At 54.2% G+C, this 23,386-nt stretch carries 24 protein-coding genes and 1 pseudogene; 17 read left to right on the top strand and 8 right to left on the bottom strand.

The genetic code is table 11. The features are described 5' to 3' along the window. Positions 1–25 precede the first annotated feature (25 nt). From U740_RS03365 to pilG, 4 genes and pseudogenes are all read right to left on the bottom strand, one after another. Entirely contained in the window at positions 26–2,536 is a 2,511-nt protein-coding gene (locus U740_RS03365) for a methyl-accepting chemotaxis protein (protein ID WP_051921170.1), read from the bottom strand. A gap of 70 nt (positions 2,537–2,606) precedes the next feature. Continuing rightward, positions 2,607–3,140 (bottom strand): chemotaxis protein CheW, encoded by a 534-nt coding sequence (locus U740_RS03360; protein WP_036858964.1) that lies wholly within the window; start codon positions 3,138–3,140, stop codon positions 2,607–2,609. A 20-nt stretch (positions 3,141–3,160) separates the two neighbouring features. Then, on the bottom strand, positions 3,161–3,523 hold the full coding sequence (locus U740_RS03355; RefSeq protein WP_036858959.1) for a response regulator: 363 nt from the start codon (positions 3,521–3,523) through the stop codon (positions 3,161–3,163). A 49-nt stretch (positions 3,524–3,572) separates the two neighbouring features. Then, positions 3,573–3,962: pseudogene (pilG, locus tag U740_RS03350) on the bottom strand (twitching motility response regulator PilG); the annotation flags it as partial. 236 nt (positions 3,963–4,198) lie between these two features. Here pilG and gshB point away from each other — a divergent pair. From gshB to ruvX, 4 genes are all read left to right on the top strand, one after another. After that, entirely contained in the window at positions 4,199–5,146 is a 948-nt protein-coding gene (gshB, locus tag U740_RS03345; protein ID WP_036858953.1) for a glutathione synthase, read from the top strand. Further along, positions 5,146–6,012: an energy transducer TonB gene (locus tag U740_RS03340; protein ID WP_036858951.1), complete on the top strand. Its 867-nt coding sequence runs from the start codon at positions 5,146–5,148 to the stop codon at positions 6,010–6,012. The genes gshB and U740_RS03340 overlap by 1 nt, the downstream gene beginning before the upstream one ends. Before the next feature lie 65 nt (positions 6,013–6,077). Further along, complete coding sequence (locus U740_RS03335) at positions 6,078–6,659, top strand: YqgE/AlgH family protein (protein WP_051921169.1); 582 nt, start codon at positions 6,078–6,080, stop codon at positions 6,657–6,659. 10 nt (positions 6,660–6,669) lie between these two features. Further along, positions 6,670–7,116: a Holliday junction resolvase RuvX gene (ruvX, locus tag U740_RS03330; protein WP_036858949.1), complete on the top strand. Its 447-nt coding sequence runs from the start codon at positions 6,670–6,672 to the stop codon at positions 7,114–7,116. A 6-nt stretch (positions 7,117–7,122) separates the two neighbouring features. Here ruvX and U740_RS03325 read toward each other — a convergent pair whose 3' ends face one another. After that, positions 7,123–8,265: a PilT/PilU family type 4a pilus ATPase gene (locus tag U740_RS03325; protein ID WP_036858948.1), complete on the bottom strand. Its 1,143-nt coding sequence runs from the start codon at positions 8,263–8,265 to the stop codon at positions 7,123–7,125. A 66-nt stretch (positions 8,266–8,331) separates the two neighbouring features. After that, positions 8,332–9,366: a type IV pilus twitching motility protein PilT gene (locus U740_RS03320; protein ID WP_036858946.1), complete on the bottom strand. Its 1,035-nt coding sequence runs from the start codon at positions 9,364–9,366 to the stop codon at positions 8,332–8,334. Positions 9,367–9,437: 71 nt separating this feature from the next. On the opposite strand from U740_RS03320, the gene U740_RS03315 reads away from it, so the two are divergent. The 4 genes from U740_RS03315 to U740_RS03300 are packed head-to-tail and all read left to right on the top strand — an operon-like array spanning position 9,438 to position 11,902. Continuing rightward, on the top strand, positions 9,438–10,139 hold the full coding sequence (locus tag U740_RS03315; RefSeq protein ID WP_036861146.1) for a YggS family pyridoxal phosphate-dependent enzyme: 702 nt from the start codon (positions 9,438–9,440) through the stop codon (positions 10,137–10,139). A gap of 32 nt (positions 10,140–10,171) precedes the next feature. Continuing rightward, entirely contained in the window at positions 10,172–10,993 is an 822-nt protein-coding gene (gene proC, locus U740_RS03310; RefSeq protein ID WP_036858945.1) for a pyrroline-5-carboxylate reductase, read from the top strand. 22 nt (positions 10,994–11,015) lie between these two features. Beyond that, positions 11,016–11,603: a YggT family protein gene (locus U740_RS03305; protein ID WP_036858943.1), complete on the top strand. Its 588-nt coding sequence runs from the start codon at positions 11,016–11,018 to the stop codon at positions 11,601–11,603. Next, positions 11,603–11,902 carry a DUF167 family protein gene (locus U740_RS03300; RefSeq protein ID WP_036858942.1) on the top strand — a complete coding sequence of 100 codons (300 nt, stop codon included), beginning with the start codon at positions 11,603–11,605 and terminating at the stop codon, positions 11,900–11,902. The genes U740_RS03305 and U740_RS03300 overlap by 1 nt, the downstream gene beginning before the upstream one ends. Here the strand turns inward: U740_RS03300 and rph are convergent. Continuing rightward, positions 11,899–12,627 (bottom strand): ribonuclease PH, encoded by a 729-nt coding sequence (gene rph, locus U740_RS03295; RefSeq protein WP_036858941.1) that lies wholly within the window; start codon positions 12,625–12,627, stop codon positions 11,899–11,901. The two genes, U740_RS03300 and rph, sit on opposite strands and share 4 nt — an antisense overlap. A 120-nt stretch (positions 12,628–12,747) precedes the next feature. Between rph and U740_RS03290 the strand changes: the two genes are divergently transcribed. From U740_RS03290 to U740_RS03270, 5 genes are all read left to right on the top strand, one after another. Then, positions 12,748–13,611, top strand: a complete 864-nt coding sequence (locus U740_RS03290) for a YicC/YloC family endoribonuclease (protein ID WP_036858939.1) — start codon at positions 12,748–12,750, stop codon at positions 13,609–13,611. 177 nt (positions 13,612–13,788) lie between these two features. Then, complete coding sequence (gene gmk, locus U740_RS03285; RefSeq protein WP_036861144.1) at positions 13,789–14,406, top strand: guanylate kinase; 618 nt, start codon at positions 13,789–13,791, stop codon at positions 14,404–14,406. A 108-nt stretch (positions 14,407–14,514) separates the two neighbouring features. Continuing rightward, entirely contained in the window at positions 14,515–14,802 is a 288-nt protein-coding gene (gene rpoZ, locus U740_RS03280; protein WP_036858938.1) for a DNA-directed RNA polymerase subunit omega, read from the top strand. A gap of 19 nt (positions 14,803–14,821) precedes the next feature. Next, a complete protein-coding gene (locus U740_RS03275; RefSeq protein ID WP_036858936.1) occupies positions 14,822–16,924 on the top strand; it encodes a RelA/SpoT family protein in 2,103 nt (700 codons plus the stop codon). Between the two features lie 18 nt (positions 16,925–16,942). Next, positions 16,943–17,326 carry a RidA family protein gene (locus U740_RS03270; RefSeq protein WP_036858934.1) on the top strand — a complete coding sequence of 128 codons (384 nt, stop codon included), beginning with the start codon at positions 16,943–16,945 and terminating at the stop codon, positions 17,324–17,326. An 8-nt stretch (positions 17,327–17,334) separates the two neighbouring features. Here the strand turns inward: U740_RS03270 and U740_RS03265 are convergent, their stop codons facing one another. Next, positions 17,335–18,198, bottom strand: coding sequence for an NAD-dependent epimerase/dehydratase family protein (locus U740_RS03265; RefSeq protein WP_036858932.1), 864 nt, complete (start codon positions 18,196–18,198; stop codon positions 17,335–17,337). A 64-nt stretch (positions 18,199–18,262) separates the two neighbouring features. Between U740_RS03265 and U740_RS03260 the strand changes: the two genes are divergently transcribed. The 4 genes from U740_RS03260 (at position 18,263) to U740_RS03245 (ending at position 23,347) form a co-directional block, all read left to right on the top strand. Continuing rightward, the gene (locus U740_RS03260; RefSeq protein WP_036858931.1) at positions 18,263–19,195 is read left to right on the top strand and encodes a hydrogen peroxide-inducible genes activator; all 933 of its coding nucleotides are present in this window, start codon (positions 18,263–18,265) and stop codon (positions 19,193–19,195) included. Further along, the gene (recG, locus tag U740_RS03255) at positions 19,192–21,264 is read left to right on the top strand and encodes an ATP-dependent DNA helicase RecG (protein WP_036858930.1); all 2,073 of its coding nucleotides are present in this window, start codon (positions 19,192–19,194) and stop codon (positions 21,262–21,264) included. The genes U740_RS03260 and recG overlap by 4 nt, the downstream gene beginning before the upstream one ends. A 98-nt stretch (positions 21,265–21,362) precedes the next feature. Next, complete coding sequence (locus tag U740_RS03250; RefSeq protein ID WP_036858928.1) at positions 21,363–22,043, top strand: TIGR00153 family protein; 681 nt, start codon at positions 21,363–21,365, stop codon at positions 22,041–22,043. A 29-nt stretch (positions 22,044–22,072) separates the two neighbouring features. Further along, positions 22,073–23,347: an inorganic phosphate transporter gene (locus U740_RS03245; protein ID WP_036858927.1), complete on the top strand. Its 1,275-nt coding sequence runs from the start codon at positions 22,073–22,075 to the stop codon at positions 23,345–23,347. The last annotated feature ends 39 nt before the right edge of the window (positions 23,348–23,386 follow it).

Genomic DNA, 23,386 nt, shown 5'->3' with positions numbered 1-23,386 from the left:
GTCCATCGGAAAATTCCGCCATCACTCAGACCTGACTATCCGGAGAATATGGCTTTTCCTTCTCCTTGCTGCCCGCCTGATCACCGGTATGCTCTTCCCATTCTGCAGAGAAATCTTCATCTTCATCCAGTTCCCTGGCCAGGTGGTCGAAGTCCATATCACCATCATCTGACTGCAGTGACTTTAGAATTTCCTCTTCATCATAGCTGCCATTATCGTCGGCGCTTGATAAGCGCTCACTGTCATCTACTGGTCGGGTCGTTGCAGGCGAGGACGTTTGATCTTTATACATCGCCTTTTCTATTTCATCGGCTTCATCCTCACTTAAGCTCGAAGCACGCATGGGCTGGCGGACCGGGGCAGACGCTTTGTCTGCAGCACTGTCCTCGGGGTCGCCAACCCCATCAGCGGGCTCATCTTCGCCGATATGATCGAGAAACTCATCTTCAGCAACATCCTCGAAAAGGACATCATCGCCGAAAGCATATTCATTAAAATCCCCGACCTGCTTTGGTTCCTGGTGGGGATGATGGCGTTCCATGGAGGCAGGCAATTTGAATCCGGAGACCGAATTTCTCAGGTCAACGGCCAGTTCCGCCAATTCACCAATGGACTGGGCCGTATTATTGGTACCGGAAAGGGTCTGAGAGGTAATATCCTGGATCACATTCATCGTTCTGGAAATGTGCCCGGCAGTCGTGGCCTGATGCTTGGCCGCCGTGGAGATATCCTGAATGAGCTCCGCAAGATCGGCCGAGACGGTTTCGATTTCCTCCAGGGCACCCTCCGCAGCATGGGCCCGCTCCGCCCCCCTTACCACCTCGGAGGTCGTTTGCTCCATGGAACTGACAGCTTCATTGGTGTCGGTCTGAATGGTTTTCACCAGCGAGGCGATCTGCTTGGTTGCCCCTGCAGAACGTTCGGCAAGACGCTGGACTTCGTCGGCAACCACTGCGAAGCCGCGTCCCGCATCACCAGCCATCGAGGCCTGTATAGCAGCGTTTAGTGCGAGAATATTGGTCTGGTCGGCAATGTCATTAATTAGTGACACGATGTCACCAATTTCCTGTGAGCTCTCCCCCAGTCGCTTGATGCGCTTGGACGTATCCTGGATTTGCTCACGAATCGTATCCATGCCACCGATGGTATTCTGTACGACTTCGGCACCTTTCTTGGCAATCGAAACCGATTTTTCCGCCACCAAGGCAGATTCGGCAGAGTTTGCCGAAACCTGATCAATAGTGACGGCCATTTCGTTGATGGCTGCCGAGGCTCCGGCAATTTCCTGCGCCTGATGTTCGGAAGCGTCAGCCAGCTGCAGCGCCGTAGCCCGGGTTTCATTGGCCGCGGCCGAGACGTTTTCAGAGGTATCCTGTATCTGAGCCACCAGGATCCTCAGCTGGTCGATGGCATAGTTGATCGAGTCTGCAATCGCACCGGTAAAATCCTCGGTGACTGTGGCATGACTGGTAAGGTCGCCCTCACCAAGGCCGGCGATCTCATCCAGCAGACGCAGAATTGCCTGCTGATTCTGCTTGTTGTCCATCGCCGTTTCCTGAAGCCGGCGGCGGGTTTCCGCCGAGATCAGTACACCCATTAACGCCATGATAATCACACCGATGACACCGGCGTACAGTGCTGTTTGATACGTAAAACTACGGCTCTGCGGCAGTGCGGCGATCGCATCGGAGATATTGTTGATTCGCTCCTGCAGGAGAGGTGACTCGTCAAGGATGCTCTTGCTTGCCTGGCTGGCGCTGAAGAACGCCGGGGTAGCATCAAAAATTTCCTGGATGGAACTGCTGACAAACGCAAAATGTTCTGTACTGCTGTCCAGGTTCTCCCTTGCACGAGGGACAGTAACAGGGCTGATACCCAGTTCGGCATCACCATTCTTCATACCCGCCAGCACTTGCCCAAACATTTTCACATCGCGGGAGAACTGGTCAGCGGCAGTTTTTGCATCGGCACTACCGGCCAGCATTTTGTCCACATTACGGCCAATTCTCTCTGCGCGCCAGATTTGCGCCTGTGCAAGTGCCACCTGTTCGGAGGGCGCTCTGCCGGCCAGCAGAATATCCACCACGTCCATATGCTCCTGTTGGAGCTGCGGCAGGCTTTGATTCAGGGTCGCAGCGACCTTGTTGAGGAAGATGACGGTATCCTGATTGTCGATAATCGTACGGGCATTTTGCTGGGCAGTTATCCACACTTCCGAAAGCGCATCCAGTGGAGGAGCAGCCACCTCATCCACCAGGTTGCCATGCAGTTTACCCCAGCTCTCCTGCATGCGATCAACCAAACCCTGCAGCTCATCAAATGCTCCCTCGTTGCCCGCAGTTGACTCCCGGGACAAACTGACGAGCCGGTAGGACAGCGCCCGCAACTCTGACGTTAGCTGCAAACTTTCCTGATCCCTGGCATTTTGATTGAAGACCATCAACAGGTTGAAGCCGAGAAAAACGACCACCACCAACAACACCGACAAAAAGGTGATCAGAGACTTATTTTTGGATTTGTTGACCGCCGTTTTCATTTGAATATCACTCCAAGCCTGTGTTGCGGCTACCCTTGGCAGACCCGCACAAATTTTTCTGGGCGACCAGCTAGGCCGCCACTTCGGTAAAACGCCGGTCTGCCAGCAACTGGCTGGGACGCAGCAAAATCCAGGTGCCATCCGGCTGGACAAAACCCCCGTCTGCGTAGGGCGCGAGCCTGTCGGGGATATCATTCAGGTTTCTGGTATATGTATCTATCTTGAAATGACGCATGCCATAAACACGGTCAACTGTCAGACCAACAAACATGCCCATCATATCAATCACCATTACCCGCTGCTGCTTTGCCGAACCAGATAATTTGTCACCCAGGAACGCCGACAGCTTGACGATAGGCAACAATCTTCCCCGCAGGTTTGCTATCCCCAATACCCAGCGTTTCACCCTGGGCAGTCGGGTGTATTGCGGCAATTCAACAATTTCGGTGAGTTCTTCCAATGCAACCACCAGGTTAATGCCGAGAATGGAAAAGCACACCACCTTGCAGGCGGGAACGATATCCTGCTGCGCTGGCAATCCGCGTTTCGCACTATTAAACCGCTGCGACAGGGATAGGAGCGTATTGAACGGTGAACTGACCATGGCTCTCTAGCGACCAGTATTCAACTGATTACTTCCTTCAGAATGCTGATGAGATCTTTTTCATTGACTGGTTTGGTGAGATACGCCTTGGCACCCTGGCGCATACCCCAGACCTTATCGGTTTCCTGGTCCTTGGTGGTAACAATGATCACGGGAATATGCTCCGTCTCGCTGGCCTTGCTCAACTGGCGGGTCGCCTGAAAACCATTGACTCCGGGCAACACAATATCCATCAAAACAGCATCCGGTTGCTCTCTCAGGGCCATGCTATAACCGGCTTCGCCACTATCGGCCGCCAGCACCTCATAGCCATTTTTTTCCAGCATGCCAGTGAGTCGATGTGTCTCAGTGGGCGAATCATCAATGATCAGTACTCTCGCCATACGCGCCCCCATCCGGGATATCGGTAGTTTGTTCCGCTGTTGAATCCGGGGCAGTTGCTCGGGGAGCAAATCTCTCCAGCGCCTCAAATAGCTCAGCTTTGCTGAATGGCTTGGTGAGGTAATCATCAGCCCCCACAATCCGCCCTTTTGCCTTGTCAAACAAGCCATCCTTGCTCGACAGCATAATGACGGGTGTAAATTTAAAGTGGCTGTTATTTTTGATCAGGGCACAGGTCTGATAGCCATCCAGTCGCGGCATCATGATATCGACAAAAATGATATCAGGCTTGGTATCGGCAATTTTGGAAAGCGAGTCAAAACCGTCAATAGCTGTAATCACCTCGCACCCAGCTTTGCTGAGCAGCGTTTCCGCTGTACGGCGGATGGTATTGCTATCATCAATGACCATCACTTTAAGGCCGTTTAATTGCTCTTCCATTGTTCTTTGTCCCAATTTTTGATTCCCACAAGTCCGTGCCACCTGGATGGACTTATGTAACACAATCATGAGGTTTTATCTATAACCGCCTGTTGGGATTGGCCACCGGGCACCATTTTTAACATCAGGTATTGCGCTGACATGGCACTGGCCTTAAGTTACTGCCATGAATCGCAAACCCGCATGGCTATCATAAAGAACATGCCCACCCTGATAGCGTGACACAGGTAACAATTATGACGAGGACACTCGGCGTGGTCATGGATGCCATCGATAGCATCAACCCGAAAAAAGATACCACACTGGTGCTATTGCTCGCGGCCCAGAAGCGTGGCTGGCAGCTCATGCTGATGGAGCAGTCTGACCTTGCGCTGGAAAACGGTGAGCCCAGTGCAAGAATGACCCCCCTCAGGGTCAGAGATGATCTGTTGGACTGGTTCTCGCTGGGTGAGCCCCAACGGCGGCCCCTGTCAGAACTGAATGTGATATTGATGCGCAAGGACCCGCCATTCGACAGCGAGTACATCTACTCCACTTACCTGCTGGAAGCGGCGGAAAAGCGCGGCGTACTGGTCGTCAATAAACCCCAGGGGTTGAGAGACTGCAACGAAAAAGTATTTGCCACGCTGTTTCCTCAATGTGCGCCCCCTCTGCTGGTCAGCCGCGATGCAGTGATGCTCAAGCAATTTCACAAGACTCACAACAATGTGGTGTATAAACCCCTGGACGGCATGGGCGGCACCGCCGTATTTCAGGTTCGTGCCGATGACCCGAATATCAACGTCATCATCGAGACACTGACCATGAATGGCAATCGCACCATCATGGCACAGAAATTCATTCCCGAGATCCGCCAGGGTGACAAGCGCATCCTGATGGTGGATGGTGTGCCGATACCCTTTTCCCTTGCCAGAATCCCACCTGAAGGAGACATCAGAGGCAACCTGGCAGTGGGCGGCAGGGGCGTTGTGCAACCGCTCACCGAAAGAGATCAGTGGATTGCAGCACAGGTTGGTCCCGTGCTGCGGGAGAGAGCCATTTTGTTTGCCGGTCTGGATGTGATCGGCGATTATCTGACGGAAATCAATGTCACCAGCCCCACCTGTGCACGAGAAATTGACCGGGCTGAATCTACAGATATTGGCGGCAAACTGATGGATGCGATTGAGGCAAGACTGGTCTGATGCCTGTCGCCATACCGGAAATTCAACCAGAGCACCAATCCGATCGGTTGGGGTTTTCTATCTTCCTGGCTGTGGCCATCCACGCCATGATTATTTTTGGTATCGGCTTTAAACTCCAGCAACAACAATCACCGGCCCCCACTCTGGAAGTAACTCTGGCCCAACATCACCATGAAATTATCGACGAAACGCCGGACTTCCTCGCCCAACAACAGCAACAGGGCAGCGGCAAAGAGCAGGAGATGGACATACTTACTACGGATCAGCGCCCGGAGCTCAGCGCCCAACAACAGCAGTCCCCGGCATCTCCACCCGAACAACAGCGGCAACAGACACCTCGGGACGCGGTCACCCTGATATCGACCACCCGTGGTGAAAGCGCACCGACAGAAACGGCTCGTGAAGCCAAAGAGGGCGATACTGCCGTGCAATCACCGCCTGCCATGACACCGGAATTTGCCAGCCTGCAGGCAAAGCTGGATGAAAAAAAGCGTGAATACAGCACGCTGCCCAATGTCTTGCGGGTCACCTCCGCCAGCACCAAAGCCGCTGAGTATGCCGCCTACCTCCAGTACTGGATTGATCGTATCGAAGTCATCGGCAATAACCATTACCCGGAAGAAGCCCGTCGCAAGGCAATTTTTGGCGACCTCCGGCTGGCGGTAACACTATTGCCAGACGGCACAGTGGAAAAAATTGAAATTCTGCTCAGTTCAGGACAGAGAGTGCTGGATCTCGCAGCAGTAAGAACCGTACGCATGGCATCCCCGTTTGCGCCTTTTCCGCCAGAGATGAAACAGTGGGACAAACTGGAAATTATTCGCACCTGGCAATTTGAGCCCGGGCACCGGCTCAACACCCAGTGACGCTATCATTACAATAAAGCACTACCTTTACTTGTTTTCTGTCGCAGTGCACCCATAATCCTAATATGGGTTCAATATCTTCCAATCACCATTTCGAAAGCCTGAGCAACCATTTCCTGGTGGCCATGCCGGGCCTTCACGACCCCAATTTCTCTCATGCCGTCATTTACGTTTGTGAGCACGGTCCCGACGGCGCCATGGGACTGGTCATCAATAACCCACTGGATGTACCGATCAGCCAGATTTTTGAACAGTTTGAGCTGGGGTATTCACCACACATCGGCACCCAGCCCCTGTTGTCCGGGGGGCCCGTGCAAATTGAACGAGGTTTTGTACTACACCGCGCAGGCGAAAGGCAGTGGGAGTCTACCCGAACTATTTCCGGTGAAGTCAGCCTTACCGCTTCACGGGATATCATCTCGGATATCGCCATCGAACGAGGTCCAAGCGAACTGATTATCACCCTGGGGTATGCGGGCTGGGGGCCGGGCCAACTCGAGGAAGAGCTGGCCCACAACGCTTGGCTCACTGTCCCGGGCGATGCCGACATACTCTTTAATACGCCCTTTGAACGGCGAGCCTCGGCAGCAGCGGCAAAGATCGGGATTGACCTGAACATGCTGAGCACTGATGCCGGACACGCCTGACTCAAACGCTATGTCAGAAAAGCCCGTCACGCTGTTAGCGTTTGATTTTGGTACCGGCCAGATTGGTGTTGCGGTGGGTCAGAGTCTAACCGGTAGCGCCAACCCACTGACGGTGCTCAAAGCTCGCGACGGTATTCCCAACTGGGAGCAGATTGCCGGACTGCTGGCTGAGTGGCAGCCGGATCAGTTGCTGGTAGGTCTGCCCCTGAACATGGACGGTTCAGAGAGTGCATTTTGCCAGCGAGCAAGAAAATTTGCCCGGCGGCTCAATGGTCGCTTTGGCCTGAAAGTCGCCATGGTAGATGAGCGTCTTTCAACGTTTGAAGCTAGGGGACAGTCAAAAAATCACGCCATACGACGCACGGGCAGTTATCAGCAATCACTCGTGGATGATCTGGCCGCCGTGATCATACTCAATACCTGGTTGTCAGACCCGTCACTGGCACAGGCACCCTGATACAAGTCAGAAACGATTGATATGGTCATTGCTATCTTCCTCTACCTGCAACTCGTCAGCAGCATTGGACAGGTAACTGGCATCGGTTTCTGACTGGAGTTTAATGAGCAGGCGCAAATCATTCTTCGAATCAGCGTAGGTCATGGCATCCTCATAGGTGATCAAACCTTCGTCATAAAGGGCATAAAGCGCCTGATCAAAGGTCTGCATTCCCTGTTCGGTGGAGCGCGTCATCAACTCTTTCAGCTTGTGAACCTCACCCTTGCGGATCAGATCACCCACCAACGGTGTGTTAATCAGGATTTCAATGGCGGCGCGGCGGCCACTACCATCGGCCAGAGGGATCAGTTGCTGGGCAATCAGAGCCCGCATATTGAGCGACAAATCCATCCATAACTGGCCGTGACGCTCAGCAGGAAAAAAGTGCAGGATTCTGTCCAGTGCCTGGTTGGCATTGTTGGCGTGCAGGGTGGCCAGTACCAGGTGACCGGTTTCGGCAAAGGTAATCGCATGCTCCATCGTCTCACGGGTCCGTATCTCGCCGATCAGAATTACATCCGGTGCCTGGCGAAGGGTATTGCGCAAAGCAACCTCAAAAGACTCCGTATCGATGCCAACTTCCCGCTGGGTAACAATGCAGCTTTCATGGCGGTGTACGAACTCGATAGGATCCTCAACGGTAATAATATGACCACGACTATTGCGATTGCGATGGCCAACCATTGCCGCCAGGGAAGTGGACTTACCGGTACCGGTAGCACCCACAAAGATAATGATACCGCGCTTGGTCATCACCAGATCATTCAAAATTGGTGGCAATAACAGCTCTTCCACTGTGGGGATAATAGTTTCAATCCGACGGAGCACCATGCCCGCTTCGTTGCGCTGGAAGAAGGCACTAACCCTGAAACGACCCACCCCTTGGCGGCCAATGGCAAAATTGAGTTCTTTCTTTTCACGAAACTCAAGCCGCTGCTTCTCATCCATGATACTTTCAACCACTTGATGAGACTGTTCTGGCGACAGCGGCGTTTTGCCCACCGGTACAATCGTGCCGTTGATCTTGATACTGGGAGCTACAGCGGCAGTAATAAACAGGTCTGAAGCCCCTTTTTCCACCATCAACTTAAGTAGTACATCAAAATCCATTATATTCTCCGCAACTCAAATGCTGTCTTTTCCAACAGCTCAGGCAGTTAACACCGGCAAATCAAACTAGAACTCATCCGGTATTTTGGCTTTTTCGCGGGCTGTCTCGCGGGTGATTACTTTCTGGGCTACCAGCCTGTGTAGATTCTGATCCATGGTTTGCATGCCGTGTGATGCTCCTGTCTGTATGGCGGAGTACATCTGGGCAATTTTTTCCTCGCGAATCAGATTGCGGATTGCGGGTGTGCCAATCATGATTTCGTGAGAAGCGATACGACCGCCGCCAATCTTTTTCATCAGCGTTTGCGAAATGACCGCCTGCAGTGATTCGGACAGCATGGCCCGCACCATGGATTTTTCAGCCGCCGGAAACACATCCACAATACGGTCGATGGTTTTTGCTGCCGAGGTAGTATGGAGTGTGCCAAACACAAGGTGGCCGGTTTCCGCTGCCGTCAACGCGAGCCGAATCGTCTCCAGATCACGCATTTCGCCCACCAGAATAATATCGGGATCTTCTCGCAGAGCAGACCGTAGTGCCTCGCTGAAGCCGTGGGTGTCTCGGTGGACTTCCCGTTGGTTAACCAGACACTTTTTACTTTCGTGAACAAATTCGATGGGGTCTTCAATGGTGAGGATGTGCTGATAGCGGTTCTCATTGACGTAATCCATCATTGCAGCCAGCGTCGTGGACTTGCCCGAGCCCGTCGGCCCAGTGACCAGTACCAGTCCCCGTGGCAGCATTGCGAGATTGCGGAACACCTGTCCCAGCCCCAGATCCTCCAGCGTCAGCACCCGGGAGGGAATGGTACGAAATACCCCCGCAGCCCCCCTGTTTTGATTAAACGCATTGACCCGGAAGCGAGCGACACCAGGCACCTCAAACGAGAAATCTGTCTCCAGAAACTCTTCATAATCGCGGCGCTGTTTGTCGTTCATGATGTCGTAGATTAACTGGTGGACCTCCTTGTGCTGCATGGGCGGGAGATTCACCCGCCGCATATCACCATCGATCCTGATCATCGGGGGCAGACCACCTGAAAGGTGCAAATCTGACGAACCCTGTTTTACGCTAAAAGCCAGCAGTTCCGTAATATCCATGCGTTAATCCTGTTATTCTGGGTTAATCTACTGCTCTACTGAAAGCCGTGCTGCCGGCCAATGACAAGTATATGCATAATATAGCCGACAATCTCAACCGACTTCACCGACAGATTCAACAAATCGCTGACCGGACAGGCCGCGATGCGGATAAAATCCAACTGCTTGCGGTCAGCAAGGGCCAGCCCGCTACCGCAATCCGTACAGCCTATGAGCTGGGTCAGCGCCACTTCGGCGAAAACTATCTCCAGGAGGCGCTGGAGAAGCAGCGGGCACTGGCGGACCTGACCGATATCTGCTGGCATTTCATCGGGCCACTGCAGTCAAACAAAACCCGAAAAGTGGCAGAACAATTTGATTGGGTGCACAGCGTTGATCGGTACCGTGTGGCAGAACGTCTCAATACCCAGCGCCCCGCAACCCGGGGGCCCCTGAATGTCTGCCTGCAGGTGAATATCGACAGCGAGGTAAGCAAGTCCGGCATCGCGGTGGCAGCGCTGCCAACCCTGGCAGAAAAAATCATTGAATTGCCTCACCTTAATCTCCGCGGATTGATGTGCATCCCGCGCAGTCAACCCGACTTGCAACGACAACGAATTGCCTTTGCCCAACTGGCAGCACAGCTGAACACGCTTCGGGACTCCTCCCGGCTCGCCAGATTGGATACACTCTCAATGGGCATGTCGGATGACCTTGAGGCGGCCATTCTTGAGGGATCCACCATCGTGCGTATTGGCACAGCCATTTTTGGTCCCCGGCAAACCCCTGGGTAACCATCCACAACCTTTCGATTGAGGAAACATCTGTGAACAAACCCACACTGACTTTCATCGGTGGCGGCAATATGGCCAACAGCCTGATTGGTGGCCTCATCGCCAAAGGCTATCCGGCAGACGCCATTACCGCCACTGACCCACTGGAGGCCAACCGCCAGCAATTGGCCAGCACCTTCGGCGTTCAAACCTCAACCGATAACATGGCCGCTGCAGCCAAAGCCGAGGTCATTCTGCTGGCCGTAAAACCACAGGTCATGAAAACCGTGACCGAAACAATCACCGGCGCTCTGGGTCACCGACCTCTGATTATTTCGATTGCAGCGGGGATATCCATGGCGTCACTGGAGCAATGGCTGAGTGCCGACCTGCCGATTGTTCGCTGCATGCCCAACACGCCATCACTGGTTCAGACCGGTGCCGCCGGCCTGTTTGCCAACGGGCAGGTGTCCGACGATCAAAAACAGCTCACCAGTGATATTCTCAATGCCGTGGGGACGTCGTGCTGGTTGCAGACAGAGGCAGAGATTGACGCCGTGACCGCGGTTTCAGGCAGTGGTCCCGCCTATTACTTCCTGATCATGGAAATCATGCAGGAAATCGGCGAAGAGCTCGGACTGTCGCCGGAACTTTCGCGGCAGCTCACCTTGCAAACTGCCCTTGGGGCGGCAAAAATGGCCGTCAGCAGCGATGTTGATGCCGCCGAATTGAGGCGGCGGGTCAGCTCCCCCGGCGGCACGACGGAGCGCGCTATAGAGGCTTTCGAAGCCGGCAATCTGAAAACACTGTTTCGTGAGGCAATGAATAGCGCCGTGAAACGCGCAGCAGAGATGGCCGACGAACTGGCAAACTAACCGTCAAAAAACAAGGCAACGTATGAGTACATTTACCCAAGCCGGCACTTTTCTGGTTCAATCCCTCGGCAGCTTTTACTTGGCGGTGGTGATGCTGCGCTTTCTCCTCCAGCTCTCCCATGCCGACTTCTACAATCCGATTTCCCAGTTTCTGGTGAAGGCCACCCATTTGCCCAGCAAACCCCTGCGCAAGTTGTTTCCCACCTACCGGCATTTCGATCTGGCCAGCATCGTGCTGGCGCTACTATGCCAATGGCTGGTAATTCAGCTTACCGCTTCGATCAACGGCCTGGGCATGATGAACATTCTGTCGGCCCTGGCCTGGGGCGCGGTGGGCGCCATTTATCTGGTGCTGAACCTGTATCTCTACGGTCTGCTGATCGTCATTATCGTCAGCTGGGTGGCACCACAGAGCAATCACCCCGCGCTGACACTGCTAAACCAGTTGATTCGTCCCGTTATGGCACCCTTTCAGCGGATTATCCCTCCGCTGGGCGGACTGGATCTGTCGCCCATTTTCATGTTTCTGGTGATCAATATGCTGCAGATTTTTGTGCACGGTGCCGCCAGGTCACTGCAGGTGCCATCCGGCCTTGTGCCCGGTATCTGATGGGAAAACACTACCGGTGGCAGGAGGGCTCCTTGCTATTGCGCTGCCAGCTGCAACCACGTGCGTCCAAAGATGAAATTGTCGGGTTGCAGGGAGAGCGTCTGAAAATCCGGATCACCGCACCGCCGGTTGAGGGCAAGGCCAACCAGCATTTGATTGCATTGGTCAGTCGCTGGTTCGGCACGCCCAAATCTGCCGTCAGCCTGCTGCAGGGAGAGATCGGCAGACAAAAAACATTGCGGATTGAAAGCCCGACCCGGCTGCCCGACGGGGCAGCTATTGAGCGGCCAGAGATTTAACCGCCTGGGTTTGCCAGCGCCATTTTCTGCACCCTGACCAAATCGGCAATACCGTGCTTGGCCAGCACCATCATTGCCTGCAGTTCTCCTTCGGTAAACGGTGCCGCCTCAGCCGTGCCCTGAATTTCGATAAAACCACCACTGCTGTTCATGACCACATTCATGTCTGTCTCAGCCGTCGAATCTTCTGCGTAATCAAGATCCAGTACCGGCACCCCCTGATAAATGCCTACCGAAACCGACGCCACCATGTTGGTGAGGGGATTGGTCTTGATTTTACCGCGCTCCTGCAAGTGACTAACCGCATCGGCAAGCGCGACACAGGCACCTGTGATGGAGGCGGTACGGGTGCCACCGTCGGCCTGGATCACATCACAGTCCACCGTAATGGTATGCTCACCCAGCGCCTTCAAATCCATGGCCGCCCGCAGTGAGCGACCGATCAGACGCTGGATTTCAAGGGTTCTGCCACCCTGACGCCCCCTCGATGCCTCACGAGCCATACGCTCACCGGTGGAACGGGGCAGCATGCCGTATTCAGCGGTCACCCAACCCTGTCCCTTGCCGCGCAGGAAACGTGGCACAGAGGACTCGACACTGGCGGTACAAATGACTTTGGTTTCACCAAACTCCACCAACACAGATCCCTCTGCATGCCGAGTGTAACTGCGGGTGAGTTTTACAGCGCGGAGCTGCTCGGGACGACGGCCACTGGGTCGGGACATGGAAAAATTCCTGTAGTATTTTGAAGTAGAGAAGAGGCTGGCATTCTAACCGAATTATCGACCGTATGTGGCCCCGTGTTACCATAGGTCGTCAATTCCACCCTTCTCCCGGAGATTCCCATGCCCAGCAGTATGACTGCCTTTGCCCGCCACAGTATCGAGTGCCACTGGGGCACCGCCACCTGGGAAATCCGCTCTGTCAATCACCGCTATCTGGAAACCGGTTTCAGAATGCCGGAAACTGTCAGGGATCTTGAAGTGACCCTGCGCGAACTGACCCGAAAACACCTTCAACGGGGCAAGGTGGACTGCACCCTGCAACTCAATATCGCCAAACAATCCGGTGAAGTAGCCATCAATCAACCATTGGCAGAACAATATATTGCCGCCAGCGAACAACTGGCCCGCCTGATGGCTGATCCCGCAAAAATCTCACCGCTGGACATCTTGCGCTGGCCGGGAGTGCTCAGTGAACCAGAGATCGACCGGGAAGAACTCAAGAACACACTGCTGCGATTGTTTGAAGAGACACTGGATCAACTGGTGGAGGGCCGTCGCCGGGAAGGTGAAAAACTCGGCGAACTGGTCGAAAAGCGACTGGACGGCATTGCCGTGCAACTGGCTACCGTGCGATCGCGATTGCCGGAACTGCTGGCCGCCCAGCGCCAGAAACTGGTTGACCGACTGCAGGAGGTGAGCACCGGTCTGGATCAGAACCGATTGGAACAGGAGCTGGTGTTGATTGCCCAACGGGCCGATGTGGACGAAGAACTGGACCGTCTGGATACCCACCTGGGTGAAATCCGCCGTGTGTTGCAACGCCAGGAACCGATTGGTCGGCGGTTGGACTTCCTCATGCAGGAACTCAACCGCGAAGCTAATACCCTGTCCTCAAAATCCATTGCCACTGATACCACCAACGCAGCAGTCGAGCTGAAGGTTCTGATCGAACAGATGCGCGAGCAGATTCAGAATATTGAATAAGCACCTGCTCTCTTGGCCTGATGCCGCGATACTGGTCACACACCCGCCGATAATTCAATGAAAGCGCCGTCTCTCTGATGCAGTCGATGCGCGATTACGTTATTGTAGCAACCTTCAAATCTGGTGATGCGTCACCAACCTGCAGCGACCAAGAAACTGGCGGAGCATCGGATATCAATGTCGACAACAGGTACTCTGTACACGGTATCAGCACCTTCCGGTGCCGGAAAAACCAGTCTGGTAAATGCGCTTTTACAGCAGTGTCAGAACATCTGTGTTTCCATCTCCCACACCACCCGACCAATGCGGCCCGGCGAGCAGGATGGCATCAACTATCACTTTGTCGATCAGGCAACGTTCAGCACCATGCTCAGGGAAAAAGCGTTCCTTGAGCATGCCAGGGTATTCAATAACTATTACGGCACATCGCGCAGCTGGGTAGAACAGACACTCGTCCAAGGACTCGATGTTATCCTGGAAATTGACTGGCAGGGAGCTGCACAAATCCGTCGTCTGGTCCCTGGCTGTATCGGCATCTTCATCCTGCCGCCGTCACTGGCCATTCTCGAACAACGCCTTAACGGTCGCGGACAGGACGAGCCCGCCATCATTCGCCAACGGCTGGCAGAGGCGCAACTGGAAATGTCCCACTATACGGAAGCGGACTTTCTGGTGATTAATGACCATTTCGACACGGCCTTGACAGATCTCCGGTCAATTATCATCAGTCACCGACTGAAACTGGACGCTCAGTGCCAGCGAAACAGCAAATTACTCAAGGATTTGTTGTCCTGATACCCGCAATTTTGTAAACTGAAAGTCGCCGTGGCATAGCCGCGGCTTTTTGTCTACACAGATTGTCAATCAATAACACCCCACTTAAATAAAGAAACGGAATCAAATATGGCCCGTATCACTGTCGAAGATTGCCTTGATCATGTGGAGAACCGCTTTGAACTGGTCATGGTCAGCTCCAAGCGGGCACGCCAGCTCGCTGTCGGTGGCAAGCAACCACATCTGCCCTGGGAAAATGACAAACCCACCGTCATGGCATTGCGCGAAATTGAAGAGGGTTTCATCGATGCAAGTATTCTGAAGCAGAAAGAAGAACCCGAAGAAATGCTGTTGGAATATGGTGATTTTGAAGATACCTCAGCTCCCGAGCTACCGGTAGCCCCTGAAACCGAGTAAACCGTGACCGGGGGAAGCCTTGCAAGCCGTTGATGCACTGAGCAACAAGCTCTCCTCCTACCTCGAACAGCAAGAAGTCCAGGCTATTCTCGACGCCTATCAGTTCGCGACTGGCTGCCACGAAGGTCAGCTGCGTCAGAGCGGCGAACCTTACATCAGCCACCCCCTCGCTGTCGCCAATATTCTCGCAGACATGCATCTCGATGCAGAAAGCCTGATGGCGGCCATGCTCCACGATGTCATTGAAGATACCGGCGTCAGCAAGGAAGACCTCGCCGGACGCTTTGGTTCCACCGTCGCTGAGCTGGTGGACGGCGTGAGCAAGCTTACTGAAATTGAGTTTGCTTCCCGAGCCGAGCAGCAGGCAGAAAACTTTCAGAAAATGACCCTGGCCATGGCCCGGGATATCCGGGTTATGCTGGTAAAACTGGCTGACCGGCTCCACAACATGCGCACCCTTAAGGTACTCAGTGCAGCCAAACGGCGGCGGATTGCCAGAGAGACTCTGGATATTTACGCCCCCATAGCCCAGCGACTGGGGATCAACGATATTCGTGTGGAGTTTGAGGATCTCGGCTTTGCGGCGATGTACCCGATGCGCCATCAGCGTCTGCGGGCGGCTCTCAAATCCGCTCGAGGCAATCGCAAGCACATTGTTGAAGAAATCAAGGACAGCATAGAAATTCGTCTTGACAAGGAGCTGATCTCTGCCGAGGTCACAGGTCGCGAGAAGCATCTCTGGAGTATCTACCAGAAGATGAAAACCAAACGAAAATCCTTTCGCGATATCATGGACGTCTTTGCCTTTCGCATCGTGGTGGAGACAGTGGATGACTGTTATCGGACGCTGGGCGTCATCCACAACCTGTTCAAACCGGTACCCGGTGAGTTTAAAGATTATGTTGCCATCCCCAAGGTAAATGGCTACCAGTCTTTGCACACGGTATTGATCGGCATGCACGGGGTGCCTATCGAAGTACAGATCAGAACCCGGGACATGGACGCCATGGCCAACTTCGGCATCGCTGCCCACTGGCTTTACAAGTCACGCGAAGAAGGAAACCCCAGAACCAGTCGCTGGGTACAGGGACTACTGGAAATCCAGCAAAAGGCGGGGAATTCCCTGGAATTTATCGAACACGTCAAAGCTGACCTGTTTCCCGATGAGGTCTATGTCTTCACGCCAGGCGGCCAGATTATTTCATTACCCTCGGGGGCGACACCGGTAGACTTCGCCTACGCAGTTCATACCAATGTGGGCAATACCTGTGTAGCCAGCAAAATTAACGGACAACTAACTTCACTCTCCGAACCCCTGCAAAGCGGCTGTAAAGTGACCATAATCAACGCCAAGGATGCGCAGCCCAATCCCTCCTGGCTGAATTTTGTCGTGACGGCCAAAGCCCGCAGTGCCATCCGCCACTTCCTGAAACATCAGCAGCACGAAGAATCCGTGGATCTGGGCAAACGACTGCTTGACCGGGCACTGGAGACTTTTGGCAGCAACTATAAAAATATTCGAAAATCCTGGATCAAGCGTCTGCTGGTTGAAACCGGTGCCGCCAATTTTGAAGAAGTTCTGGAGCAGATTGGTCTCGGCAACCGCCTTGCATACGGTGTTGCCAACCTGATGGCGCCACCCTCAATGCGTAAAACTTACGTCCCCGAGGAATTTGAATCACCCATCATGATTGATACCAGCGACGGTCTTATCATCAGTTATGCCCGTTGCTGCCACCCGATTCCCGGCGACCCGATTCTCGGCCATCTCAGCCCTGGCCGGGGCCTTGTGGTACACCGTGAGTCCTGTAAAAACCTTAATGAAATTCGCACCAATGTTGAAAAGTGCATGGCGCTGAACTGGTCCCCCAGGGTCAAGGGAGATTTTTCGGTGGAGTTCAAAGTGGAATTGACCTCCGAGCGGGGCATCATCGCCGCACTCGCTGCACGCATTTCCGAAAGCGAAGCTACTATTCAGCAAATCAGCATCAAGGAGAGAGATGCCCACTCCAGCGTCGTGGATCTGGTGATTGACGTCAAAGGGCGTATTCACCTGGCCAATGTGATGCGTAAAATTCGCAACTTGAAACAGGTGCAGCGCGTTTATCGCACCAAGAATTAATCCTTAGAGGACAAAACCATGCTAAATAAAGCCGTCATCAGTACGGACAATGCCCCCTCCGCCATAGGCACTTACTCCCAGGCGATAAAAGTCAGTAACACCGTTTACCTGTCAGGTCAGATACCACTCGACCCCGACAGCATGCAGGTAGTGGAAGGGGGAATTTCCGCAGAAATCGACCAGGTATTCAAAAATCTGGCCGCCGTCTGCGAGGAAGCTGGCGGCTCTCTAAAAGATATTGTCAAACTGAATATTTTCCTGACTGACATGGGCAACTTTGCCTCTGTCAATGAAGCCATGGCCCACTATTTTACTGCACCCTACCCAGCGCGGGCGGCCATTGGTGTCAAGGAATTGCCCAAAGGGGTTGGCGTGGAAATGGACGGTATTATGGTCATCTGAAAAGCCGCCTACTCCGGCGATTCGGATATCAGCGCAGCGTAGCCTTCCCTGAAAGTGGGGTAAAGAAACCGGTAGCCGCTTTCTAGCAGACGTTGATTGCTACAACGCCGATTACCGGCCCGGCCGGCACTGGCTGTTGTAACAGTATCAGTCATGTTTATGTCCAATTGCTCTGCCAGCCACCGATGCACGTCATAGAGAGGCGCAGGTTCGTTATCCGTTGCAAGATAGAGGCTGTGCAGCGGCCTATCGTCCCGGTAGCGATGTAGCAAATGCACCAGCACCCCGGCGCAATCTTCTGCATGAATGCGATTACTCCACTGAACAGGGTGTGGCGGTGCCAGCTCCCCTCTGTGTAGTTGCGCAAGCATACGCCCCCGACCGGGCCCATAAACACCGGCGTAACGAATCACTACAGCGGGCACCGGAAGTCCGCCAATCAGGCCTTCTGCCTGAAGTAAGCGTTTACCACGATAGGATGCGGGAATGGTGTCCGATAACTCATCAACCCACTCACCCCCTCCCTGACCATACACACTCGTACTGGACACCCAGAGCACCGGTCCAGAACACCAGCCACTGTCTCGAATCGCCATGGCCAGCGACTCTGCACCCGCCACATAACTGGCCCGATACCCTTCGTCACTCATCTCCCCCGGAGTCAGCGTAACAACAATGGCATCAATACTGGCGTTAAGCAGCAATTCAGTGAGATGAGGGGTGTCGCAAATATCTCCCGTCACCGATGGAATTGTCGCAGGCAGCCGACCGGGATGGCGACGCATCGCCAGGCCTGTCCACCCCTCCAGCATCTGCAGCTTGTGAATGCAACGAACCCCGATGTCACCACAACCAATAAATAATACTTTCAATCGTCTTTCCTTTTTCAATTTGCTTTGGCTATTATTGGCGTATTAGCGGCTGGAGAAACATCGTATGACCTTAACGGAATTACGCTATATCGTCACGTTGGCACAACAGCAACACTTTGGCCAGGCAGCAGAGTTATGCCATGTCAGCCAACCCACACTGAGTATCGCCGTCAAAAAACTCGAGCAGGAACTGGGAGTTGATCTTTTTGAACGCTCCAAGAACAGCGTGCGACCGACTCCCATCGGCGAACAGGTGGTCGCCCAGGCACAAAGGGTGCTGGAGGAAAGCGCGTCCATCAAGGATATTGCCTCAGCCGGCAGAGATCAGCTCAAGGCGCCACTCTATGTGGGTGCTATTTTTACCATTGGCCCATATCTGTTTCCACACTTCATTCCGGCATTGCAAAAGGCTGTGCCACAAATGCCGCTAGTGGTAGAAGAGGGCTTTACCGCCACACTGCGACAGCGACTGCGCAAGGGCGAACTGGACGTGATTATCGTGGCGCTGCCATTTACGGAACCCGACGTGGTTACTCAACCGCTATTCTCTGAACCTTTTGTCGTATTGATGCCCGAAGATCACCCACTGGGCAAAAAGAAGACTATCCGTCCCGTCGACCTGGACGACGAGAATGTCCTGTTGCTTGGCGAGGGCCACTGCTTTGGCGACCAGGTCAGGGAGGCTTTACCCAACCTGAACAAACACCTCGATGAAACCCAGAGCCAGATTCGCACCCACAGCGAAGGCAGCTCGCTGGAGACCTTGCGTCATATGGTCGCCTCCCGACTGGGCATTACCATTCTGCCGCAGTCCGCAGCTATCGGCGCTGGCTACAAAGACGGGTTACTGATTACCAGACCTTTTGCAGATCCGGTTCCCTGCCGAACGGTGGCACTGGCCTGGCGGGCCAGCTTTCCAAGACACAAGGCAGTCGATGCACTGCGGGAAGCCATCAAAATGAACTCGCTACCCAGCTGCCCACCCTGTGCTGCATGAGCGAAGTTGTTCTTGACCAGCTACCGGTTACGCGCCTGAAGGGCGTTGGAACCCAACTTGCCATGAAACTGGCCAGACTGCGTATTCACAGTGTCCAGGACCTGCTGTTCCACTTACCCATCCGCTATCTGGATCGCACTCGAATTACGCCGATCGGTGCACTTCAACCCAACAGTGATGTCGTCATCGAAGGAGATATTCGCGGTTGCGATCTCGCTTTTGGCCGACGCCGCAGTCTGATCTGCCGGGTACAGGATCACACAGGGATTATCACTCTGCGATTTTTTCATTTCTCCACGGCCCAGCGACAAAACCTTGCCCGTGGAGGCAAGCTGCGCTGCTTTGGCGAAGTCCGTGCGGGCAGCACCGGACTTGAGATGTACCATCCCGAGTACCAATTCCTCGACGAAAATCCGGCGAAACAGCCGCTGCAACAGCATCTGACAGCGGTTTACCCCGTTGCAGAGGGTGTGAACCAACAGCGGTTGCGAACCATTATTGACCAGGCACTTGCCCTACTGAGCGACCGATCACTGACAGAATTTCTTGAACAGGACAACGCAGCTCCGTCCCTGGGAGACGCCATAAAATTCCTTCACCAACCCCCGGCCGATGCCCCACTCGATCTGCTGGCCAGTGGCGAACACCCGGCCCAACAACGGCTGGCTTTTGAAGAAATGCTGGCACACCAGCTCAGCTTACTGCGGCTTCGGCAAGCCATCAGACAACACCGGGCCCCTGAGCTGAAAGGGGATGATACGGTGCTGTTGGAATTTCTGGCATCCCTGCCATTTCCGCTGACCAACGCCCAGCAGCGGGTCAGTCAGGAAATCAAGCAGGACCTGGAGAAGCCCAGTCCGATGTTACGGCTGTTACAGGGCGACGTGGGCTCCGGAAAAACCGTCGTCAGCGCAATAGCAGCATTACAATGTGTCGCCAGTGGGCGGCAGGTGGCCCTGATGGCACCCACTGAGATACTGGCCGAGCAGCACCGCAATAATTTCACCCGATGGCTGGAACCACTGGGTATTCAAATCGCCTGGCTCACGGGCAAAGTCAAGGGCAAGGCCCGCGAAAGACAGCTGGCCATGATCGGCACTGGCGATGCTCAGATTGCCATCGGTACCCATGCACTTTTTCAGGATCAGGTCCAGTTCCACGGCCTCGGTCTGATCATCATCGATGAACAGCATCGGTTTGGTGTGCACCAACGTCTTGCCCTGCGCAACAAGGGACAGCATGGCCAGATCCCCCACCAGCTGGTGATGACTGCAACACCGATACCCCGGACCCTCGCGATGAGCGCTTACGCGGATCTTGACTGCTCCATCATCGATGAGCTGCCACCGGGGCGCTCACCGGTCAGCACCGTCGTCATTTCCAACCAGCGTCGTCTTGAGGTGGTAGAGCGGGTGCGCAATGCCTGCGCGCAGGGATGCCAGACCTATTGGGTCTGCACCCTGATTGAAGAATCGGAATTACTCGAAGCGGAGGCTGCGGAAGCAACTGCAGATGCCTTGCACCTGTTGTTGCCCGAGCTGCCTATTGGGCTCATTCACGGCAGACTCAAACCGGCCGAAAAGGCTGCCACCATGTCGGCCTTTAAAGCGGGAGAAATCCAACTACTGGTTGCCACCACAGTGATCGAAGTGGGTGTTGACGTGCCCAATGCCAGCTTGATGGTCATCGAAAATCCGGAGCGATTAGGACTGGCACAATTGCATCAACTGAGGGGACGGGTGGGCCGTGGCCAGGCGGAAAGTTATTGTGTCCTGCTCTACAGCCCACCACTCTCCGCCGCTGGCAGTCAGCGCTTAGCTATCATGCGACAAACCCATGATGGGTTTCAGATTGCCGAAAAAGATCTACAGCTGCGTGGTCCCGGCGAAGTGCTGGGCACCCGGCAAACCGGCGATGTAATGCTGCATATTGCTGACCTGCAACGCGATGGCCATTTATTGCCGGAAATCCGTCGCACGGCTGAAAAGTTACTGACCAAAAGTCCCGACCGGGTGTCCGCCATTATTCGTCGCTGGCTGGGGGAAACCGATCATTTCAGCCAAGTTTAGGTTCATACTGAATCATTCGTCATTTTACTTGAGCAAAAATGTGACATTTATGTGACAGATTCTTATACTCGCGCCCTACAACGAACAGAGGACATCTCATGGTTTTCAGCAATCCTCTCTCCAACCTCTTTGGCAAATCCCCCATCAGTCCCCTGCAAGCCCATATGACGGTGGTGGTTTCCTGTACCGAGAAACTCGCCGATTTTCTGGCTGCAGCGATTGCGGAAAACTGGCAACAGGCCGACAAGGTGTTTGACGAAATGTCAGACCTGGAGCATCAGGCCGATGTTATGAAGCGGGAACTTCGTCTGCAATTGCCCAAGAGCCTGTTTATGCCAATGGATCGTACCGATCTGCTTAACATGCTCAGCCAGCAGGATCGCATTGCCAACCGCTCCAAGGATATCGCCGGCCTGATGCTTGGCCGAAAAATGGTAATCCCGGAACCTCTGCAGGAAAAAATGAGCGAATTTGTCGGGTCGGCCATTGAAGCCTGCCGCCAGGCCCACAAGGCCATCAATGAGCTCGATGAACTGCTCGAAGTCGGTTTCAGCGGCAAGGAAGTGGACTTTGTGGAAAACCTGATCCACGACCTGGATAAGCTGGAAGACAGAAGTGATCACCTCGAGCAGACTATCCGGCATCATCTGTTCAAACTTGAACTCGATTTACCCCCGATCAACGTGATATTTCTTTATCAAGTCATCGATATCATTGGCGAAGTCGCCGATCTGTCTCAGAGTGTGGGCGGCAAACTACAGTTGCTTCTCGCCCGGTAACCAAAACCAGAAAACGGGAATTCAAACCAATGACCCTACTTGCTGAACACGGTCAGTTATTGATTATCCTCGCCTGTGTATTTGGCGTATTCATGGCCTGGGGAGTCGGGGCCAACGACGTAGCCAACGCCATGGGCACCTCGGTGGGCTCCAGGGCACTGACTGTCAAACAGGCCATACTCATCGCCATGGTCTTTGAGTTTGCCGGTGCCTATCTCGCGGGCGGTGCCGTCACTGACACCATACGCAAAGGCATCATTGATCCGTCGGTACTGGCCAACTCACCGGAACTCCTGGTATTCGGCATGATGTCGGCTTTACTGGCTGCGGGAACCTGGCTGATGTTGGCCAGCATCATGGGCTGGCCGGTCTCGACCACGCATTCCATCGTGGGTGCCATTGTTGGCTTTGCAGCAGTGGGAATTTCTGTGGATTCAGTCAATTGGGGCAAGGTGGGCAATATCGTCGCCAGCTGGGTCGTCTCACCATTGCTGGCGGGGGCTCTCTCTTACATGCTGTTTCGCAGTGTACAAAAGCTTATCCTGACCCAGGACGACCCGTTTATGCGGGCCAAGAAAATTATCCCTTTTTATATGTTTGCCGTCGGCTTTCTGATTGCCATGGTGACCATGCTCAAAGGCGTCAAATATGTTTTCCGGGACATGGGTATCAGCCTCTCTTTCGGCCAATGCACGCTGATTGCCATTGTGATTGGCCTACTGGTCATGGCTCTGGGAACGCTGTTACTGCAACGGGTTAAACGGGATGAAGTAGCGGAAAAAAACAACCGGTTTGCCAGTGTGGAACGGGTTTTTGCCGTGCTGATGATCTTCACCGCCTGCGCCATGGCATTTGCCCATGGTTCCAATGATGTGGCAAATGCGGTCGGTCCACTGGCAGCCGTCGTCAGCGTGATCAACTCGGGGGCTGTTGAGGCACAAGCTGCAATGCCGCGCTGGATTCTGTTGCTTGGCGGGATTGGCATCATACTGGGGCTGGCCACCTATGGTTTCAAAGTCATGGGCACCGTGGGGAAAAAAATTACCGAACTGACACCGAGCCGGGGCTTCGCCGCCGAGTTGGGCGCTGCGGCAACCGTGGTACTGGCATCGGGCACTGGCCTGCCAATCTCCACGACGCACACGTTGGTCGGTGCCGTACTGGGTGTCGGGTTGGCCCGCGGCATCGCAGCCCTCAATCTGCGCGTCGTCGGCACAATTTTCATGTCCTGGCTCGTGACCCTGCCCGCCGGCGCCGGGCTGGCGATTCTGTTCTTCTATGTAATCAAGAGCATCTTCGGCTAACGGGAGAAGCCAAAAGCCCGGCGATGTACCGGGCTTTAA

The organism is Porticoccus hydrocarbonoclasticus MCTG13d (assembly GCF_000744735.1).
In the GTDB taxonomy this organism is placed as follows: domain Bacteria; phylum Pseudomonadota; class Gammaproteobacteria; order Pseudomonadales; family Porticoccaceae; genus Porticoccus; species Porticoccus hydrocarbonoclasticus.
Note: the sequence above shows the minus strand (reverse complement) of the source record. Positions and strands in the feature narration are given on the sequence as shown.

Bases quoted from the DNA above. Each gene is read 5' to 3' on its own strand.
- U740_RS03365 (WP_051921170.1), bottom strand. From the start codon at position 2,536: ATGAAAACGGCGGTCAACAAATCCAAAAATAAGTCTCTGATCACCTTT.
- U740_RS03360 (WP_036858964.1), bottom strand. From the start codon at position 3,140: ATGGTCAGTTCACCGTTCAATACGCTCCTATCCCTGTCGCAGCGGTTT.
- U740_RS03355 (WP_036858959.1), bottom strand. From the start codon at position 3,523: ATGGCGAGAGTACTGATCATTGATGATTCGCCCACTGAGACACATCGA.
- gshB (WP_036858953.1), top strand. From the start codon at position 4,199: ATGACGAGGACACTCGGCGTGGTCATGGATGCCATCGATAGCATCAAC.
- U740_RS03340 (WP_036858951.1), top strand. From the start codon at position 5,146: ATGCCTGTCGCCATACCGGAAATTCAACCAGAGCACCAATCCGATCGG.
- U740_RS03335 (WP_051921169.1), top strand. From the start codon at position 6,078: ATGGGTTCAATATCTTCCAATCACCATTTCGAAAGCCTGAGCAACCAT.
- ruvX (WP_036858949.1), top strand. From the start codon at position 6,670: ATGTCAGAAAAGCCCGTCACGCTGTTAGCGTTTGATTTTGGTACCGGC.
- U740_RS03325 (WP_036858948.1), bottom strand. From the start codon at position 8,265: ATGGATTTTGATGTACTACTTAAGTTGATGGTGGAAAAAGGGGCTTCA.
- U740_RS03320 (WP_036858946.1), bottom strand. From the start codon at position 9,366: ATGGATATTACGGAACTGCTGGCTTTTAGCGTAAAACAGGGTTCGTCA.
- U740_RS03315 (WP_036861146.1), top strand. From the start codon at position 9,438: ATGCATAATATAGCCGACAATCTCAACCGACTTCACCGACAGATTCAA.
- U740_RS03305 (WP_036858943.1), top strand. From the start codon at position 11,016: ATGAGTACATTTACCCAAGCCGGCACTTTTCTGGTTCAATCCCTCGGC.
- U740_RS03300 (WP_036858942.1), top strand. From the start codon at position 11,603: ATGGGAAAACACTACCGGTGGCAGGAGGGCTCCTTGCTATTGCGCTGC.
- rph (WP_036858941.1), bottom strand. From the start codon at position 12,627: ATGTCCCGACCCAGTGGCCGTCGTCCCGAGCAGCTCCGCGCTGTAAAA.
- U740_RS03290 (WP_036858939.1), top strand. From the start codon at position 12,748: ATGCCCAGCAGTATGACTGCCTTTGCCCGCCACAGTATCGAGTGCCAC.
- gmk (WP_036861144.1), top strand. From the start codon at position 13,789: ATGTCGACAACAGGTACTCTGTACACGGTATCAGCACCTTCCGGTGCC.
- rpoZ (WP_036858938.1), top strand. From the start codon at position 14,515: ATGGCCCGTATCACTGTCGAAGATTGCCTTGATCATGTGGAGAACCGC.
- U740_RS03270 (WP_036858934.1), top strand. From the start codon at position 16,943: ATGCTAAATAAAGCCGTCATCAGTACGGACAATGCCCCCTCCGCCATA.
- U740_RS03260 (WP_036858931.1), top strand. From the start codon at position 18,263: ATGACCTTAACGGAATTACGCTATATCGTCACGTTGGCACAACAGCAA.
- recG (WP_036858930.1), top strand. From the start codon at position 19,192: ATGAGCGAAGTTGTTCTTGACCAGCTACCGGTTACGCGCCTGAAGGGC.
- U740_RS03250 (WP_036858928.1), top strand. From the start codon at position 21,363: ATGGTTTTCAGCAATCCTCTCTCCAACCTCTTTGGCAAATCCCCCATC.
- U740_RS03245 (WP_036858927.1), top strand. From the start codon at position 22,073: ATGACCCTACTTGCTGAACACGGTCAGTTATTGATTATCCTCGCCTGT.